We start from the raw sequence: 17,099 nt of genomic DNA, 5'->3' as shown, positions 1-17,099 counted from the left end.
CCTGGAACAACTCAGACACCCCCGATGAGGAAACCAGCGACTGGAGAGCCGTATGCGGGAGAACCGCACGTACGGTTCGGAGGGAGGGGAGGCCAAAAGCCTTCCCTACCCCTATCAGCTGGGCAGAGGGAATAGTGCGCCGCACACATGACCTCGGAGGTAACTGACACGGGATGGCGCGGCGTAGAAAATCCTTGACCCCTCCGCATGCAGATGATGCGAAGGATGCACCAGGGAGTGAAACAACAATGCGCCTGCCGTTCTATTATGGCTGGGTCATCGTCGCCGTGACCTTCGTGACGATGGCCGTCGGCGTCAATGCACGCACGGCGTTCTCGCTGTTCTATCCGCCGATCCTCGCCGAATTCGGCTGGGACCGCGGCGTCACCGCCGGCGCGTTCTCGTTCGGCTTCGTTGCCTCCGGAATCGTCAGTCCGCTGATCGGACGGCTGATGGATCGCACCGGCCCGCGGGCCGTAATGGAACTCGGCGTCGCGCTGATGGCCGGCGGCCTGTTGCTGGCGCCGCTGACCTCGCAGCCCTGGCATCTCTACATCACGATCGGCGTGATGGTCGGCGCCGGCAGCGTCTGCCTCGGCTATTCCGGCCAGTCCCTGTTCCTGCCGAACTGGTTCATCCGCCGCCGCGGGCTGGCGATCGGCATCGCCTTTGCCGGCGTCGGCATCGGCTCGATGACGCTGTTGCCGTGGGTGCAGCATATGATCGCGCAGACCAACTGGCGCACGGCCTGCACCGCGATGGGCATCGTCGTGCTGGTCGTGCTGGCGCCGATCAATCTGCTGCTTCGCAAGAAGCCGGAGGAGATCGGCCTGCGTCCCGACGGCGACGCCGCGCCGCTCGCCCATGCGGCCAAGCCGGTCTCCAACATCGTCGACGCCGCCTGGGCCGGCACCGACTGGACGTTGTCGCGTGCGCTGCGCACGGGCCGGTTCTGGTGGCTCGCGCTGGGCTATTTCTTCGGGCTCTATGTCTGGTACGCGGTGCAGGTGCACCAGACGAAATACCTGCTCGAGATCGGCTTCAGCTCGAGCGTCGCGGTGTGGGCGCTCGGGGCCGTCAGCCTGCTCGGGATTCCCGGCCAGATCGCGCTCGGCCATTTGTCGGATCGTCTGGGGCGCGAGGCGGTGTGGGGATTAGGCTGTCTCGGCTTCGCGATCTGCTTCGCCGCGCTGATCGCGCTCAAGGCCGCGCCGTCGCTCGTGCTGATCTACGTCATGGTGGCGACGCAGGGCGCGCTTGGTTACGGCCTGACCTCGGTGATGGGCGCGGTCGCGCTGGAAATATTCCAGGGCGCGCATTTCGGCAGCATCTTCGGAACGCTGATGCTGATCGGGCTGTGCGGCGGCGCAGCAGGGCCGTGGGTGACCGGCGTGCTCTATGACTACACCCTGAGCTACACGCCGGGCTTCGTGATCGCCTTCCTCGGCGCCTTCGTCTCGGCGGCGGCGATCTGGATCGCGGCACCCCGCAGGGTCCGCCTCGTCGCCGGCCAATTGCACAGGTTAAGGACGGCAGGGGCCACGGCGTGATGTGTGATCCGGCCGACTTGCCATCGCCGCGCGGCCGTGAGCTAATCGGCCAATCCAAGGGAGGGACCACATGAACGAGCATGTCCAGGCCGCCAAGGCTGCGCCGCTGTTCAATCCGCTGTCGCCGGAGTTCATCCGCGACCCCTATCCCTTCTATGCGCAACTGCGCGACAACGATCCGATGCATGTGACGCCGTTCGGCGCGTTCCTCGCCAGCCGGCACGCGGAATCGAGCCTGGTGCTGCGCGACAAGCGCTTCGGCAAGGACTTCGTCGCGCGTTCGATCCGGCGCTACGGTCCCGACATCATGCAGGAGCCGGTGTTCCAGAGCATGCGGCATTGGATGCTGCAGCAGGACCCGCCGGACCACACCCGGTTGCGCGGCCTGGTCGTGAAGGCGTTCACCGCGCGGCGCGTCGAGGACATGCGGCCGCGCATCCAGGAGATCGTCGACCGCACGCTCGATCAGGTGATCCCGCAGGGCCGGATGGACCTGATCGAGGACTTCGCGTTCAAGCTGCCCGTCACCGTGATCTGCGACATGCTCGGCATTCCCGAGGAGCATCGCGAGGCGTTCTACAAGAGCTCGCGCGAGGGCGGCCGACTGCTCGAGCCGGTGCCGCTGTCGAAGGCCGAGATCGCCGAGGGCAATGCCGGCAACGCCGTGTCCAAGGCGTATTTCCAGCACCTGTTCGAGTTGCGCCGGAAACATCCCGGCGACGATCTGACGACGCAGCTGCTGCAGGCCGAGGAGGATGGCGCCAAGCTCAGCCATGAGGAGCTCACCGCCAACATCATCCTGCTGTTCGGCGCGGGGCACGAGACCACGGTCAACCTGATCGGCAACGGCCTGCTGGCGCTGCACCGCAATCCGGACCAGTTGGCGCTCTTGAAGGCGCGGCCGGCGCTGATCACCAACGCGATCGAGGAGTTCCTGCGCTACGATTCCTCGGTGCAGCTCACCGGGCGGGTCGCGCTCGAGGATATCGAGGATCTCGGCGGCCGGCGGATTCCTGCGGGCGAGAGCGTGCTGTGCCTGCTCGGCTCGGCCAACCGCGATCCCGCCGTGTATCCGGACAATCCGGAACAGCTCGATATCACCAGGCCAAACGTGAAGCCGCTGTCGTTCGGCGGCGGCATCCATCATTGCCTGGGCGCGCAGCTTGCCCGGATCGAGGCCGAGATCGCGATCGGAACCCTGCTGCGGCGGCTGCCGGAGCTGAAGCTGGACGATCCGGACAACCCGGAATGGCGGCCGACCTTCGTGCTGCGCGGCCTCAAGCGGCTGCCGGCCCACTGGTAACCATCTTCGTTAACGGAGTTGTGCAACGCCCCCGGAAAGACCGACAGCGCTGTGACTTCGCCATACTTAATCCTATATGATGCAGCGCTCCGGTATCGATGCCAGTGGGCCGCGGCCGCATTGGTTTTAAGGTTGGGACACCGGAGCGTTGTCCTTTGAGGGAGACCCCGTGCAGACGACCCTGCTCGGCTTGGCGATTGCCTTCATCCTTGCGCTCCTTGCTGCGCTGATCGGCCCGTACTTCGTCGACTGGAACCAGTTCCGGCCGCAGTTCGAGGCCGAGGCGAGCCAGGTCATCGGTGTGCCCGTGCGGGTCGCCGGTGCGCTGGATGCACGGCTGTTACCGACGCCGACCTTAAGGCTGCGCCAGGTCACGTTCGGCGGCGCCAACCATCTCGGCAAGCTGCGCGCCGACAAGCTCGACGTCGAGTTCAGCCTCGGCGATCTGATGCGCGGGGAATGGCGGGCGAACGAGCTCACCATCGGCGGCATGGCCGCCGATCTCGGCCTCGATGCCAAGGGCCTGGTCGACCTGCCGGCTGCCTCCGGCCGCTTCAATCTGGCCGCGCTCGCGATCGACCGGCTCAATCTCACCGGCCGCGTCGCCCTGCACGACGCAGCCAGCCGCTCGACGCTGGAGCTGACCGACATCGTCTTCTCCGGCGACGTGCGTTCGCTGGCTGGCTCCCTGCGCGGCGACGGCGCCGTGTCGATCCGCGGCGGCCGCTACCCGTTCCGGGTGTCGTCGAGCCAGGACAAGGACTCCAACGGCCTGCGCGTCCACCTCAACATCGACCCGGGCGAGCGTCTCGTGATGGCCGACATCGAAGGCCTCATCAGCTTTCCCAACCGCTCGCCGAAGTTCGAGGGCGCGCTGACGCTGTCGTCGCCCCCGAAAGAGCAGGGCGCCGACAACGACAAGCCCGCCCAGTCTGCGAAGGAGCCGTCCGCAAAGCAGGCCCAACAGGCCAAGACACGTCCGCTGAACCAGGCCGGCGCGACGCCTTGGCGCATCGCCACCAAGATCGTCGGCGACCAGGCGACGGCCAAGCTCGACCAGATCGAGGTCAGCTTCGGCCAGGAGGATCGCTCGCTGAAATTCGCAGGCAGCGGCGACGTCCGTTTCGGCGCCGCCCCCGTGCTGAAAGCCTCACTGTCCGCACGCCAGCTCGATGCCGACAAGCTCCTGGCCGGCGGTGACGACGTCAAGGACCGGCGGGCGATTGCGCCCGCGCTGGTGCTGCCGGCGCTGCGCAACTGGATTGCACAACTGCCGACCTTGCCGATGCCGGCCAACGTGCAGTTCGCGACCGAGCAGATCATGCTCTCCGGCCGCCCGGTGCAGAACTTCACCGCCGACTTGCACAATGAGCCGTCGGCATGGAGCCTCGAGAAGGTCGATCTGCGCGCGCCCGGTTCGACGCGGCTGACCTTCCGGACCATCGGCATCTCGACCTCGGTGACATCGGGCTTCACCGGCGCGCTCGATCTCGAATCGTCGGAGCCCGATACGCTGGTGGCCTGGCTGCAGGGCCGCAGCGACAGCAGCTACCGCACCCAGCGTCCGCTGCGGCTGCGCGGCGACCTCAACGTGGCGCCGGAGCGGATCGCGATCGACAGCCTCAAGGCCGATATCGACGGCGGCTCCGTCGATGGACGCGTCGCTCTCGTCAACCGGTCGGCCGGGCCGGGCTCGCGTTTCGAAGCGGTGCTGAAGGGCGACCGGCTCGACCTCGACGCGGCGATGGCCGTGACCCGGTCGCTGGTCGGCGTCACCGGCGAGTGGCCCGCCGAGGCCACCGTGGCGCTCGACGTCGGCCGCGCCAAGCTCAGCGGCCAGGAGCTGCGTCCGCTCACCGCGCGCTTTTCCTACGATCCCAAGACCATCGCCATCGACCAGATCAAGTTTGGCCAGAGCGGCGGCGTGACGAGCGAGGGCTCCGGCCGTTTCGATCGCGCCGACGCGACCGGGCGGCTGGTCGTGACCTCGATGGCCGGCTCGCTCAAGGAGATCACGGCGCTGGTGCAGCCGTTCGCGCCGCAGATCGCCGCGCGCTTCGATGCACTCGGCACGCCTGCCGGTGCTGCCCGGTTGAAGCTCACGCTCGATCTCGCCAAGGATCCTGCCAATGCCGACCGCAGCCAGGCCAAGGCGGTGCTTGATCTCGATGCGCCGCAACTCAAGGGCTCGGCGACGCTGACGGCCAAACCGTCGGCGGCGGCGCTGCGCAGCTTCGAGGTCGACGCGATCGATCGAACCGAGCTTGGGATCGAGAGCCGCGTCGCGGCCGAGCAGGGCAATGTCGTGCTGGCGCTGCTCGGGCTCGATCGCGTCGCGGCGGCCGGCAACGGTCCGGCCCAGTTCGACGCCAGCGTGACCGGCAGCTGGCGCACGCCGCTACGGGTGAATGCGAAGCTGTCCGGCGCCGGGCTCGATGGCGATGCGCAAGGCTCCGTCGATCCCTGGGGGGACACCGCCAAGGCCAACGTCAATCTGCGCCTGCGCAGCGCCAATCTGTCGCCGTTGTTCGGATTGAAGCCGCAGGATCCGGCGGCGCAGAACATCCGCCTGTTCGGCCGTCTCGGTCTTTCCAACAATCGCGTGACGCTCGACGACATCGACAGCACGGTCGGTGGATCGCGGCTGCGCGGCCGGCTCGCCCTGGTGCTCGACGAGGACAAGCAGATCGATGGTGAGCTCGGGCTGGACGCGCTCGACGTGCCGCAAGTGTTCTCGGTGCTGGTCGGCGCAGCCGGGCGTGAGCAGGCCGAGCCTCTCGGCGCAGGTCTCTTGAAGGGATGGCGCGGGCGGGTCTCGTTCCAGGCCCTCAGCGGCGCCATTCTGAACGGCACTGATCTGCGTCCGCTGGGCGGCGCCATCAAGAGCGACGGTCAGTCGCTGAGCATCGAGAACCTCAAGGGCAAGCTCGGCGGCGGCGACGTCACCGCGACCGTCGATGCGCGCTCCAACGCGAATGGTCTCGTCCTGAACGGCCGCGTCGAGCTCGCCGGCATCGACGGCAACGCGCTGCGCTATCACAGCCTGAAGATGCCGACCGGCAAGGTTTCGGCGCAGATGACGCTCGCCGCCGAAGGGCGCAGCGTGCAGGCACTGGTCAACGCGCTCTCGGGCAATGGCACGGTGACGCTCGACAATGCGGCGCTCCCCAATCTCGACCCGCGGGCGTTCGATGCGGCGTTGCGCGCGGCCGACGCAGGCCAGGTGAGCGACGACGGCAAGTTGCGGCAGGTGATCGAGCCGGTGCTGACATCGGGGACGTTGCCGGTCGCGTCTGCTCAGATCCCCTTCATCATCCGCGATGGCCGGCTGCGTGTCGGCGCCACCACGCTCGAAGCGCAGGGCGCCCGCGCCGTCGTGTCCGGTGGCTTCGACATTCCTGCCGACCAGGCCGACATTCGCGCCAGCCTGAGCGCGAACACCGTCGGCAACGCCAACAGCCGTCCCGAGATCCAGCTGTTCGTGATCGGCACGTCCGAGGCGCTGACGCGCGCGGTCGACGTCACCTCGCTGTCGTCGTGGCTCGCGGTGCGTGCGATCGATCGCGAAACGCGGCGTCTGGATGCGATCGCGCGCGGCGAGGTGCCGCCGGCCTATCCGTCGTCCACCGCGTCGCTGCCCGGTGCACCCGAGGCTGGCCCGGCCGCGCCGAGCGCGGCCGACGTGCCGCTGCCCGGGCGTGATCCGCGGCGTGAGCCGCGCGCCAAGCTCGGCGGTCCCCGCGCCGTCGTGCCGCCGCTGACCCAGCCGCTCTCCGCTCCCGCGCCTCAGCCGGCGGCACCGGTGGCATCGAGCCAGCCGCAGGTCGCGCCCTTGCCGCCGCCGGTCGAGATCAAGCCCGCGCCGGGTGCGCTGCCGCCGCGCCCCAGGCCCGTGCCGCGTCCGCCGGTCGTGCTGACGCCGCCGGGCAGCCCATGATGCCGGCTGACGGCGTGCGGGGACCGCGCCGATGATGACGTTGCGACAGGTCGAGGTCATCCGCGCGGTCATGGTGACGGGCACCATCAACGGCGCTGCGCGCCTGCTGAAGGTGTCGGCACCGGGCGTCAGCCGTCTGGTGAAATACACCGAGCGTTCGCTCGGCATCCGTTTCTTCCAGCGCCAGAACGGCCGCTATTTCCCGACCCCCGAGGCGCAGAACATCTTCGAGCAGATCAACAGCGTCTACGAGAAGGTCGACGATCTCAGCTACATCATCTCCAACATCGGCCGCGGCGCGCTGTCGGAACTGCGCGTCGGCTCGGTGCCCAGCATCTCCCAGGTGATGGTGCCGCGCGCGATCGAGCGTGTCCGCCGCCGCTATCCCGATCTCGGCATCGACATCAACATTCTCAAGATCGAGGAAGCGATCGACTATCTGATGCTGGGCAAGGGCGAGTGCGTGGCGATGAGCTACCGACTCGATCATTCCGGGCTCGAATTCCTGCCGCTGGCCTCGGGCGAATTGTTCTGCATCGTGCCGCCGGGACACGAGCTCGCCGGCCGCAAGCAGGTCTCGGCTGCCGAGATGACGCGCTATCCGCTGATCGGCATCGATCCCAACGACCCCTACGGCCGGATCATGGCGGAGATCTTCGCGCGCAACAAACTCAGCTACAACATCTCGATCAAGGCGCGCTTCGGCACCACGGTCTGCGCGCTGGTGAAGGCCGGGCTCGGCATCGCGGTGATCGACCAGTTTACGGTCGCGCATGGCGGCTATCCCGGCATCGAGTTGATCAAGATTGCCGAGCCCACGCGGTTCGACACCTACATCGCCGTCAAGCGCGGCACGCCGCTGTCGCTCTACGCCGAACACTTCATCGACTGCCTGCGCGCGGAGATGCGCGCGCTGGAGCCCGGCCGGCGTCAGGCGGCCAAACCGGCGAAATCCGGCGGCGGCAAAAAATAACATAATGTTAGGTTCAGCCGATATTTGAGTAATTGTGTTAGCGAGCGAACGCGCTATCGTCTGCATCGGAATCCGCGCGTGCGACGCTCGCACGTCACAGCAGCAAGAGACAAAAGCGAACGTGCCCGATCTTTCCGCGCTCAAAGCCCGCAAATTCCTGACCGGCTTGATCGGTGCGCCGATCGCGCATTCGGCTTCTCCCGCGATGCACGAGCACGCGGCGGCGGCGCTCGGCGTCCGCTGCCATTACCAGCTGATCGAGGTGGCCGGTGCCGATCGCGCGGGTCTGGCGACGCTGCTTGAAGGCGTGCGCCGGCTCGGCTTTGCCGGGGTCAATGTGACCTATCCCTACAAGGAAGCTGTGGTCGAGCTGCTCGACGAACTCGCGCCGAAGGCGGCGGCTATGGGCGCCGTCAATACCGTCGTCGTGCGCGATGGCCAGCTGATCGGCCACAATACCGATACCACCGGCTTCGAGCGCGCGGTGGCGCCGCTGGCGGCGCAGACCAACCAGGGTGCGGTGGCGCTGGTCGGAGCCGGCGGGGTGGGCAAGGCAATCGCCTTCGCACTTGCGAACCTCGGCGTCGCAGGCCTTCGCATCTACGACACCGAGCGCGCCCGTGCCGAAAAGCTCGCGAGCCTGTTGCCGGCGGGCAGAGCGTATACGGTGGTCGACAGCGTCGAAGCGGCGCTGCAGGGGGCAGCGGGCGTCGTCAACGGCACGCCGATCGGGATGCTGCCGAACCGCGGTACGCCGGTGCCAGATCAATTGCTGCGTGCCGATCTCTGGGTCGCCGATGCCGTCTATTCGCCGCTGTGGACGCCGCTGCTGAAAGCCGCCAAGGCCAAGGGCGCGCGCGTTCTGCTCGGCCGCGAGCTTGCGATCTACCAGGCCGCCGACGCGTTCGAGCTGTTCACCGGTCTCGCACCGTCGACCGAGGCGATGGGGGCGGCGTTCGACAACCACATGGCGGAGAGATATCCGGCGGTTGACGCCGCCTGAGCAAACCGGCCAATACGCGCCGGACTAGTCGTTCAAGCAAGAAACGCAAACAAGCGTTTAAAGCAGAGGAGGAAACAACGTGAGATCAATCATCCTGGCTGGCCTGTGCTCGGCCGCGCTGCTGTCCGGAGCCGCCTACGCGCAGTCCGGCGCCCCCATCAAGATCGCCGATGTCGCCGAGCTCTCCGGCGGCGGCGCGACCGTCGGCAACAACTGGAAGAACGGCATCGACCTCGCCGTCGAGGAGGTTAACGCCAAGGGCGGCATCCTCGGCCGCAAGATCGAGGTCAGCCATGCCGACTCGCAGTCGAACCCCGGCGTTGCGCGTGCGCAGGTGCAGAAGGCGCTCGATGGCGAGCCCTACGTGCTGCTCGGGCCCGGCTATTCCGGCTCGGTGAAGGTGACGGCGCCGCTCGCGGCCGAGGCCGGCATCACCCAGATCATGGGCGGCGAAGCGGCCGAGCTCACGCAGGCCGGCAACAAGTTCCTGTTCCGCACCTCGTTCGGCCAGCAATCGTCGATGCCGAAGGTCGCGAAGTACATCAACGATGAGCTGAAGGCGAAGTCGGTCGCGGTGGTCTGGGTCAACAATGATTTCGGCCGCGGCGGTCGCGACGTCATCACCAAGGAGTTCAACCGTCTCGGCATCAAGGTCGCGGCCGACCTCTCGACCGAAGCCGGCCAGGCCGACTTCGCCGCCGACGTCAGCAAGATCAAGGCGGCGGCGCCGGATGCGGTCTTCATCTATGTCAACGAGGAAGAGAGCGCGCGCATCCTCAAGGAGATCAAGCGCCAGGGCGTGACCGCGCCGCTGATCGGCGAGACCACGCTGGTCGGCCAGAAGGTGATCGAGCTCGCCGGCGATGCCGCCAACGGCGCCCGCGGCCATGTCGGTCTCACCACCGACGCACCGATCGAGGCCATCAAGGCGTTCCGCGACCGCTTCGTGAAGAAGTACAACTACGTGCCGGATCACAACGGCCTCAAGGGCTATCTCGCGATCTACATGGTCAAGGCCACGACCGAGAAGATGGGCAAGGTGGATTCCAAGGCCTTCGCCGACACGCTGCACGGCCTGACCATCAAGACCTCGACCGAGCCGAATATCCTGATGGATGTCACGTTCGACCAGAACGGCGACATCGATCGCCAGGGCTTCCTGGTCGAGGTGGTCGAAGGCAAGCAGGTCGTGAAGCAGGTGCTGCCGAAGCTCAACTGAGGACAACGGTCGACCGGCGGCGCCGGAGGGGATGCCAGTGCCGCCGTCACCCAAAGGCTTAGGGGGAAACGATGTCCAATCTGCTCGACCTGATCGTGGCGGGTCTCGCCACCGGCGCCATCTACGCGCTCGTTGCCGTCGGCTTCACCTTGCTGTGGCAGACCTCGCAGACCATCAACTTCGCCCAGGGCGAGTTCGTGATGCTACCGGCCTTCCTGATGCTCGCGGTGATGCATCTCGGCGCGCCGTTCTGGCTCGCGGTTCTCGTCGGCATCCTGTTGTCGGCACTGCTGCTCGGTCTCGCCTTCAAGATGCTGCTGGTCGATCCGATGCTGCGGCATGGCGTGCTGCCGCTGGCGATCGCGACCATGGCGCTGGCGGTCGGGATCAAGGAGGCGGTGAAGCAGTTCTTCAGCGCCGAGGCATCGCCTTTCCCTTCGATCGTGCCGGTAGGTGACGTCACCGTCCTGGGCCGGGCGATTTCGCTGCAGAGCCTCGGCGTGCTCGCAGTCGCGATCCTCGCGGTCGTCGGATTGACCACGCTGTTGAACCGCACCTCGCTCGGCCATCAGATGCAGGCGGCCGCGCAGAACCCCACGGTGGCGCGCATCATCGGCGTGCCCGTCGAGCGTATGATCCTCCTGACCTTCCTGATCAATGCCGTGCTGGTCGCGCTGGCCTCGCTGCTGATCACGCCGATCTATCTCGCGAAGTTTTCCAGCGGTGAGGTGCTCGGGCAGGCGGCGTTCATCGCCGCGATCGTTGGCGGCTTCAACCAGGTGCGCGGCGCCATTGCCGGCGGTCTCCTGATCGGCGTCGTCGACAACCTCGCTGCCGCCTACGTCTCCACTCAGTATCGCGCCGCCGTTCCGATGGTGCTGCTGATCCTTGTCATCCTGTTCCGGCCGCAGGGCCTGCTCGGACGCGCCGAGGAGCGTACGGTATGAGCAAGCACAGCAAACTGCTTCTCGTCGCGCTCGGTCTCGTCATCATCGCGGGCCTGATCATCGTCCCGATGAACTTCAACCGCTACGGCCTGTACATCCTGAGCCAGTGGGCCGTGATGACCATCGCCGCGATGGGATTGAACCTCACGCTTGGCTACGCCGGGCAGGTGTCGCTGGCGCAGGGCGCCTTCGTCGGCATTGGCGCCTATGGGGCGGCGATCCTGACCACGCATGGCTGGCCGCTGATTGCCGCGCTCGGCCTCGTCATCGTGATCTGCTTCATCGTCGGTTGGCTCCTCGGCTATCCGGCGCTGCGCGTGCAGCATCACTACCTCGCCTTCGTCACGCTCGCGTTTTCGACGCTGGCGTTCCTCGTGTTCCGTAACGAGAGCTGGCTCACCAACGGGATCTACGGAATCAGCAACATTCCGCGCCCCGAGATCTTCGGCTACCCGACCCGCAAGCCGCTGCCGTTCTACTATCTCTGTCTCGGCTCCCTCGGCCTCGTGACGCTCGCGATGTGGTGGCTGATCCGCTCGCCCTGGGGCCGCGCCTTCATGGCGCTGCGCGAAAATCCGATCCGGGCGCAATCGCTCGGCATCGACACCCGACGCTACACGCTGATGGCGTTCGCGATCGGCTCGGTGCTCGGCGGCATTGCCGGCGTGCTCTATGCGCCGCTGACGCAATATGTCGACCCGGTGCCGTTCAACCTGCAGCTTTCGCTCGACCTCCTGATGATGGTGATCGTCGGCGGCTCGGGCTTCATGCTCGGGCCGTTCCTGGGTGCCATGATCGCGGTGCTGCTGCCGGAGTGGCTGCGCTTCGCCGAGGGCTACTATTTGATGCTCTATGCCGTGGCGGTCATCCTGCTGCTGATCTACTCGCCCACCGGCATCCTCGGCATTATCGATCGCTATCTCAGCTCACGGCGAACCCAGGCTGCCTCCGCGCTGCGGGCCGCGGCCCAATCCAAGCTGGAGGCAGTGCGATGACCGCAGTCCTCGACGTACGCGACGTCAAGAAGAGCTTCGGCGGCATCACCGCAGTCGATGGCGTCAGCTTCGACGTGCACGAGGGCGAGATCCTCGGTCTCATCGGCCCCAATGGTTGCGGCAAGTCGACCCTGTTCAATTGCATTCTCGGCCAGCTGGTGCCGAGCGCGGGCGAGGTCAGGGTCGACGGCAAGCTCGTCACTGGACAGCGTCCGGCGGAGCTGAACCGGCTCGGCGTCAGCCGCACGTTTCAGTTGCTGCAGGTGTTCCCGAAACTGTCGGTGCGCGACAATCTGATCCTTGCGGGACAGGAGCATCGCGGCAGCATGCTGTCGCGCCTGTTCGGTCCGTCGGATGCCGGCCTGACCACGACCGCCGATCAGATGATCGGCTTCTTCAAGCTGGAGCACCTCGCCAACGAGCCGGCCGGTGGCTTGTCCTATGGCCAGCAGAAGCTGCTCGATGCGGCCATGGCGTTCATGGGCGGCCCGCGGCTGGTGCTGCTCGACGAGCCTGCAGGCGGCGTCAACCCGACCATGCTGGGCGACCTCAAGGAGCGGCTGATCGCGATCAATCGCGAGCGCCGCGCCACCTTCGTCGTGATCGAGCACAACATGGAGTTTGTGATGTCGCTGTGCTCGCGCGTGATGGTGATGGCGGAAGGCAAGGTGCTTGCGATCGGCAAACCCGACGAGATCAGGGCCAACCCGGCCGTGATCGAAGCCTATCTCGGACACTGAGGGAGCCGGCGATGAGCGATCCCATTCTCGATGTCCAGAACCTCGTCGGCGGCTACGGCAAGATGACGATCCTCAACGGCACGACCTTCTCGGTGCCGGCGGGCTCGATCACCACCGTCATCGGTCCGAACGGCGCCGGCAAGTCGACCGTGTTCAAGGCGATCTTCGGCCTGCTCAAGCTGCGCGAAGGCAAGGTGGTCTTCAAGGGCCGCGACGTCACCGGCTTGAGCCAGCGCGCGCTGCTCGGCGCCGGCATCTGCTACATCCCGCAGGGCCGCAACATCTTCGGTGAGCTGTCGGTGCGTCACAACATCGAGCTTGGCGGCGTCGCTGCTTCGCGCGATCTCGATCTGACCGCCCGCGTCGAGGCGGCGCTCGACGTCTTTCCGGTGCTGCGCAAGAAGGCGGATCGTCAGGCCTCGACCCTGTCGGGCGGCGAGCAGAAGCAGCTCGAGATCGCGCGCGGGCTGCTTCTCGAGCCGCAGCTGGTGCTGATCGACGAGCCCTCGATTGGCCTGTCGCCCTTGATGGTGCAGCAGACCTTCGACATGCTGAAACAATTGCGCGACCGCGGCGTCTCGGTGCTCCTGATCGAGCAGAATGCGCGCTCGGCGCTGGAGATCTCCGACTACGGCATCGTGCTCGAGCTCGGCCGTACCCGCATCATCGACAAGGCCGATCGCGTGCTGGCCGATCCGCGCATCGGCCAACTGTTCCTGGGCGGCGCGATGGAGGAGACGGCGGCATGAACCAGCGCTCGATCGCAACGGTCTCCATCTCTGGCGCGCTCGACGGGAAGCTCAAGGCGATCGCTGCCGCCGGCTTCGATACGGTCGAGATCTTCGAGAACGATCTGGTCGCGTTCGGGATGCGGCCGCGCGAGATCGGGCAGATGTGCCGCGACCTCGGACTTGCGATCTGCGCCTATCAGCCGTTCCGCGATTTCGAGGGCATGCCGGAGCCGCAGCGCGCGCGCAACTTCATCCGCGCCGAGCGCAAGTTCGACCTGATGCAGGAGCTGGGCACGGATCTGCTGCTGATCTGCAGCAGCGTGTCGCCGGCCTCGCTCGGCGGCATCGACCGCGCCGCCGCCGATTTCCACGAGCTCGGCGAGCGCGCCGCGAAGCGGGGTCTGCGCGTCGGCTACGAGGCGCTGGCCTGGGGCCGTCACGTGCATGACTATCGCGATGCCTGGGAGATCGTGCGCCGCGCCGATCACAAAGCCATCGGCGTCATCCTCGACAGTTTCCATGCGCTCGCACCGGCGCTGCCGACCAACGCGATTCGCTCCATTCCCGCCGACAAGATCTTCCTGGTGCAACTCGCCGATGCGCCGAAGCTCGAACTGGATGTGCTGTCCTGGAGCCGGCATTTCCGCAGCTTTCCCGGGCAAGGCGATCTGCCGGTCGGGGCGTTCATGGAGGCGGTGGCCGCGACCGGCTATACGGGGCCGCTGTCGCTGGAGATCTTCAACGATCAGTTCCGCGCCGGCTCGGCGCCGCGCACTGCGCTCGACGGCATGCGCTCGCTGCTGCTGTTGCAGGATGATCTCGCCGGGAAGATGCCCGCCCAGCCGGAGCCGCGCTTCGAGCCTCGGGTCAAGAGCCACGGCATCGGCTTCGTGGAATTCGCGGTCAGCGAGGACAAAGCGGAGTCTCTGGCGAAACTGTTCGGGCAGCTTGGCTTCCGCAAGACGGGGCGTCATCGCAGCAAGGCGGTGCAGCGCTGGTCCCAGGGCGCAATCGAGCTGGTGATCAACTGCGAGCCGGCCAGCTTTGCGCATTCGCATTACGTCACGCATGGGGCAGGCGTCTGCGCGTTGGCGCTGGACGTCGACAGCGCCGCTCGTGCCATGGCGCGGGCGCAGTCCTTGAAGACGCGCACCTTCACGCAGCCGGTCGGGCCAGGGGAACTGGAAATTCCGGCGATCCACGGCGTCGGCGGCAGCCTGTTGTACTTCCTGGATACGCACGGGCGGCACTGGGACGTCGATTTCGAAGCTGTCGCCAGCGACAAGAGCACCGACCGTCTCGCCGCAGTCGATCACATCGCCCAGTCGATGCCGTATGAAGAGATGCTGTCCTGGCTGCTGTTCTATGCCGGGATCATCGACTTCTCGCGGCTGCCGCAGATGGAGATCGCCGACCCCCGAGGCCTCGTGCAGAGCCAGGCGATCGTCAACGGCGATCGCAGCCTGCGCTTCATCCTCAACGGCTCCTCGGCGACGCGCACCTTGTCCTCGCGTTTCATCTCCGAGTTCTTCGGTTCCGGCGTCCAGCACATCGCGTTCTCCTGCGACGACATTTTTGCAGCCGTGGCCGAGATGCGCGCCCGCGGCGCCGGCTTCCTCGACATTCCCGATAACTACTACGACGATCTCGAAGCCAAGTATGATCTTGCGTCCGAGACGATCGCAGCGCTCCGTGCCAACGAGATCCTGTACGACCGCGACGGCGACGCCGAGTTCTTCCAGGTCTACACCCATATCTTCGAGGAGCGCTTCTTCTTCGAGATCGTGCAGCGGCGCAACTATCAGGGCTTCGGTGCGGCCAATGCCGCGATCCGGCTGGCCGCGCAGGCCCGCGAGGTGCGGCCGGACGCGATGCCGCGGCTGTAGCTCAGGGCTCGGGCCGGATGCCGGGCAGGCGGACGATCTCCTCGGCGAGATAGTCGATCAGCAGCCGCACGCGCGCGATGCCGGCGCGCTCCGGGACGATCAGCATGTTGAGGGGAGTCGATGGCAAACGGTGGTCGGGCAGGATGACCGTCAGCCTGCCAGCCGCGATGAGATCGTCGACCAGCCACGCGTGGCTCCCGCCGATACCGCGCCCGGACAGCACGGCCTCTCGAACCGCGAGTCCGTGATTGGTGCGGAAGCAGCCTCTGAACGGCACCTCATGGCGTTCTTCATCGGGTCCCATGACGACGAGCGACTCGCTGCCCGCGACGTTGGTCATGCGGATGCCGTCATGCCCGATCAGTTCCTGCGGCGTGCGCGGCGTGCCGCGTCTCGCGAGGTAGTCGGGAGAAGCGACCAGCAGCCGGTGCGAGTGGCCGAGCGACCGCAGCTTCAGAGAACTGTCGGTGAGCGGGGCGAGACGCAGCGCGATGTCGACACCCTCCCGCACGAGGTCGATGCGCTCGTCGGTCAAATTGAGATCGATCGCGATGTCCGGATAGAGATCCTGAAACGCGAAGACCAGCCGCGCGACATGCAGGATGCCGAAGGCCGCCGTGCAGGAAATCCGGATGATGCCGCTGGCAGCGCCGCGCGCACCGCGCGCCTCGTCGCCGGCCTGTTCGATAAGCCGCAGGATCTGGACGCAGTTCGTGTAGTAGCGGCTGCCTTCGTCGGTCAGGGTGACGCGCCGGGTGGTGCGGCTGAGCAGCGGCACGCCGATCGCATCCTCCAATTCCTGAAGGTGACGCGAGATGGTGGACTGGCCCAGCCCGAGCTCGCGCGCCACGGCCGACAGGTTGCCGCGCTCGGCGACCCGGACGAAGCTGCGCATGTTGATGAGGCTGATGTCTGATTTATCCATAAAACAGCATAATGTTATCGATATATGCCATATAGTGGATAAGTTGGCGCGCGTCTATGTTCCGGCTGTTCCAGCAAAGGATCCAAGCCATGAACGTGCTGCTCGTCTTCGCCCATCCCGAACCCCGCTCGCTGAACGGCGCCCTGCGCGAGGTCGCCGTCGCCGAGCTCAAGGCCCAGGGCCACGAGATCCGGGTCTCAGATCTCTACGCGATGGGCTGGAAGTCGGCCACCGACCGCGCCGACTTCCCGCTCTTGCCTCCGGACGGGCCTCTGAACGTCGCCACCGCGTCTGGCGAGGCCTTCAAGACCCACACCTTGACCGAGGACGTCAGGGCCGAGCAGGACAAGCTGCTCTGGGCCGACGCGGTGGTCCTGCAGTTTCCGCTGTGGTGGTTCACGATGCCGGCGATCCTCAAGGGCTGGGTCGACCGGGTGTATTCCTACGGCTTCACCTATGGCGTCGGCGAGCACAGCGACAAGCGCTGGGGCAACCGCTATGGCGAGGGTGTGTTTGCCGGCAAGCGCGCGATGCTGGTCGTGACCACCGGCGGCTGGGAGGAGCATTATTCGGCGCGCGGCATCAACGGGCCGATCGACGATCTCCTGTTTCCGATCAACCACGGCATCCTGTTCTATCCCGGCTTCGACGTGCTGCCGGCGTTCGTGGCGCACCGGGTCAACCGGCTCGATGATGCCGGCTTCGCCGCGATCGCCGAACGGCTGCGCGAGCGCATGCGGACGCTGTTCACGGATCAGCCGACCCCGTACCGGCGGCAGAACCACGGCGACTATCTGATCCCGTCGATGCAGCTTCGTCCCGAGCTCGGCGCGCCGGACGCGCGCGGCTTCGCGCTGCATGTCGACGCCGTGCGCTGACGCGGAGGGCGC

At 66.6% G+C, this 17,099-nt stretch carries 13 protein-coding genes; 12 read left to right on the top strand and 1 reads right to left on the bottom strand.

The window, feature by feature from the left end; translation table 11 throughout:
• Positions 1-248 precede the first annotated feature (248 nt).
• The 11 genes from QX135_RS22740 (at position 249) to QX135_RS22690 (ending at position 15,284) form a co-directional block, all read left to right on the top strand.
• Positions 249-1,550: an MFS transporter gene (locus QX135_RS22740; protein ID WP_316178626.1), complete on the top strand. Its 1,302-nt coding sequence runs from the start codon at positions 249-251 to the stop codon at positions 1,548-1,550.
• A 70-nt stretch (positions 1,551-1,620) separates the two neighbouring features.
• A complete protein-coding gene (locus tag QX135_RS22735) occupies positions 1,621-2,853 on the top strand; it encodes a cytochrome P450 (protein ID WP_315755124.1) in 1,233 nt (410 codons plus the stop codon).
• 169 nt (positions 2,854-3,022) lie between these two features.
• Entirely contained in the window at positions 3,023-6,790 is a 3,768-nt protein-coding gene (locus QX135_RS22730; RefSeq protein WP_315736849.1) for an AsmA-like C-terminal region-containing protein, read from the top strand.
• A 31-nt stretch (positions 6,791-6,821) separates the two neighbouring features.
• Entirely contained in the window at positions 6,822-7,763 is a 942-nt protein-coding gene (locus QX135_RS22725) for a LysR family transcriptional regulator (protein ID WP_316178629.1), read from the top strand.
• Between the two features lie 121 nt (positions 7,764-7,884).
• Positions 7,885-8,766 carry a shikimate dehydrogenase gene (locus QX135_RS22720; protein WP_316178630.1) on the top strand — a complete coding sequence of 294 codons (882 nt, stop codon included), beginning with the start codon at positions 7,885-7,887 and terminating at the stop codon, positions 8,764-8,766.
• Positions 8,767-8,845: 79 nt separating this feature from the next.
• A complete protein-coding gene (locus QX135_RS22715) occupies positions 8,846-9,985 on the top strand; it encodes an ABC transporter substrate-binding protein (protein ID WP_316178632.1) in 1,140 nt (379 codons plus the stop codon).
• 71 nt (positions 9,986-10,056) lie between these two features.
• Positions 10,057-10,932 (top strand): branched-chain amino acid ABC transporter permease, encoded by an 876-nt coding sequence (locus QX135_RS22710; protein WP_315755128.1) that lies wholly within the window; start codon positions 10,057-10,059, stop codon positions 10,930-10,932.
• A complete protein-coding gene (locus QX135_RS22705) occupies positions 10,929-11,927 on the top strand; it encodes a branched-chain amino acid ABC transporter permease (protein ID WP_316178634.1) in 999 nt (332 codons plus the stop codon). Before QX135_RS22710 ends, QX135_RS22705 begins: the two co-directional genes overlap by 4 nt.
• Complete coding sequence (locus tag QX135_RS22700; RefSeq protein WP_316178636.1) at positions 11,924-12,667, top strand: ABC transporter ATP-binding protein; 744 nt, start codon at positions 11,924-11,926, stop codon at positions 12,665-12,667. Before QX135_RS22705 ends, QX135_RS22700 begins: the two co-directional genes overlap by 4 nt.
• 11 nt (positions 12,668-12,678) lie before the next feature.
• Positions 12,679-13,416, top strand: a complete 738-nt coding sequence (locus QX135_RS22695) for an ABC transporter ATP-binding protein (protein WP_315778722.1) — start codon at positions 12,679-12,681, stop codon at positions 13,414-13,416.
• A complete protein-coding gene (locus QX135_RS22690) occupies positions 13,413-15,284 on the top strand; it encodes a bifunctional sugar phosphate isomerase/epimerase/4-hydroxyphenylpyruvate dioxygenase family protein (RefSeq protein WP_316178639.1) in 1,872 nt (623 codons plus the stop codon). Before QX135_RS22695 ends, QX135_RS22690 begins: the two co-directional genes overlap by 4 nt.
• Before the next feature lies 1 nt (position 15,285).
• Here the strand turns inward: QX135_RS22690 and QX135_RS22685 are convergent, their stop codons facing one another.
• Entirely contained in the window at positions 15,286-16,209 is a 924-nt protein-coding gene (locus QX135_RS22685) for a LysR family transcriptional regulator (protein WP_316178641.1), read from the bottom strand.
• Between the two features lie 89 nt (positions 16,210-16,298).
• Here QX135_RS22685 and QX135_RS22680 point away from each other — a divergent pair, with 89 nt between their 5' ends.
• Positions 16,299-17,087, top strand: a complete 789-nt coding sequence (locus QX135_RS22680) for an NAD(P)H-dependent oxidoreductase (RefSeq protein ID WP_316178643.1) — start codon at positions 16,299-16,301, stop codon at positions 17,085-17,087.
• The last annotated feature ends 12 nt before the right edge of the window (positions 17,088-17,099 follow it).

Origin of the sequence: Bradyrhizobium sp. SZCCHNR1098 (assembly GCF_032489375.1) — a bacterium.
Classification (GTDB): Bacteria; Pseudomonadota; Alphaproteobacteria; order Rhizobiales; family Xanthobacteraceae; genus Bradyrhizobium.
The sequence above is the reverse complement of the archived record's forward strand: the minus strand, read 5'-3'. Positions and strand labels throughout refer to the sequence as shown.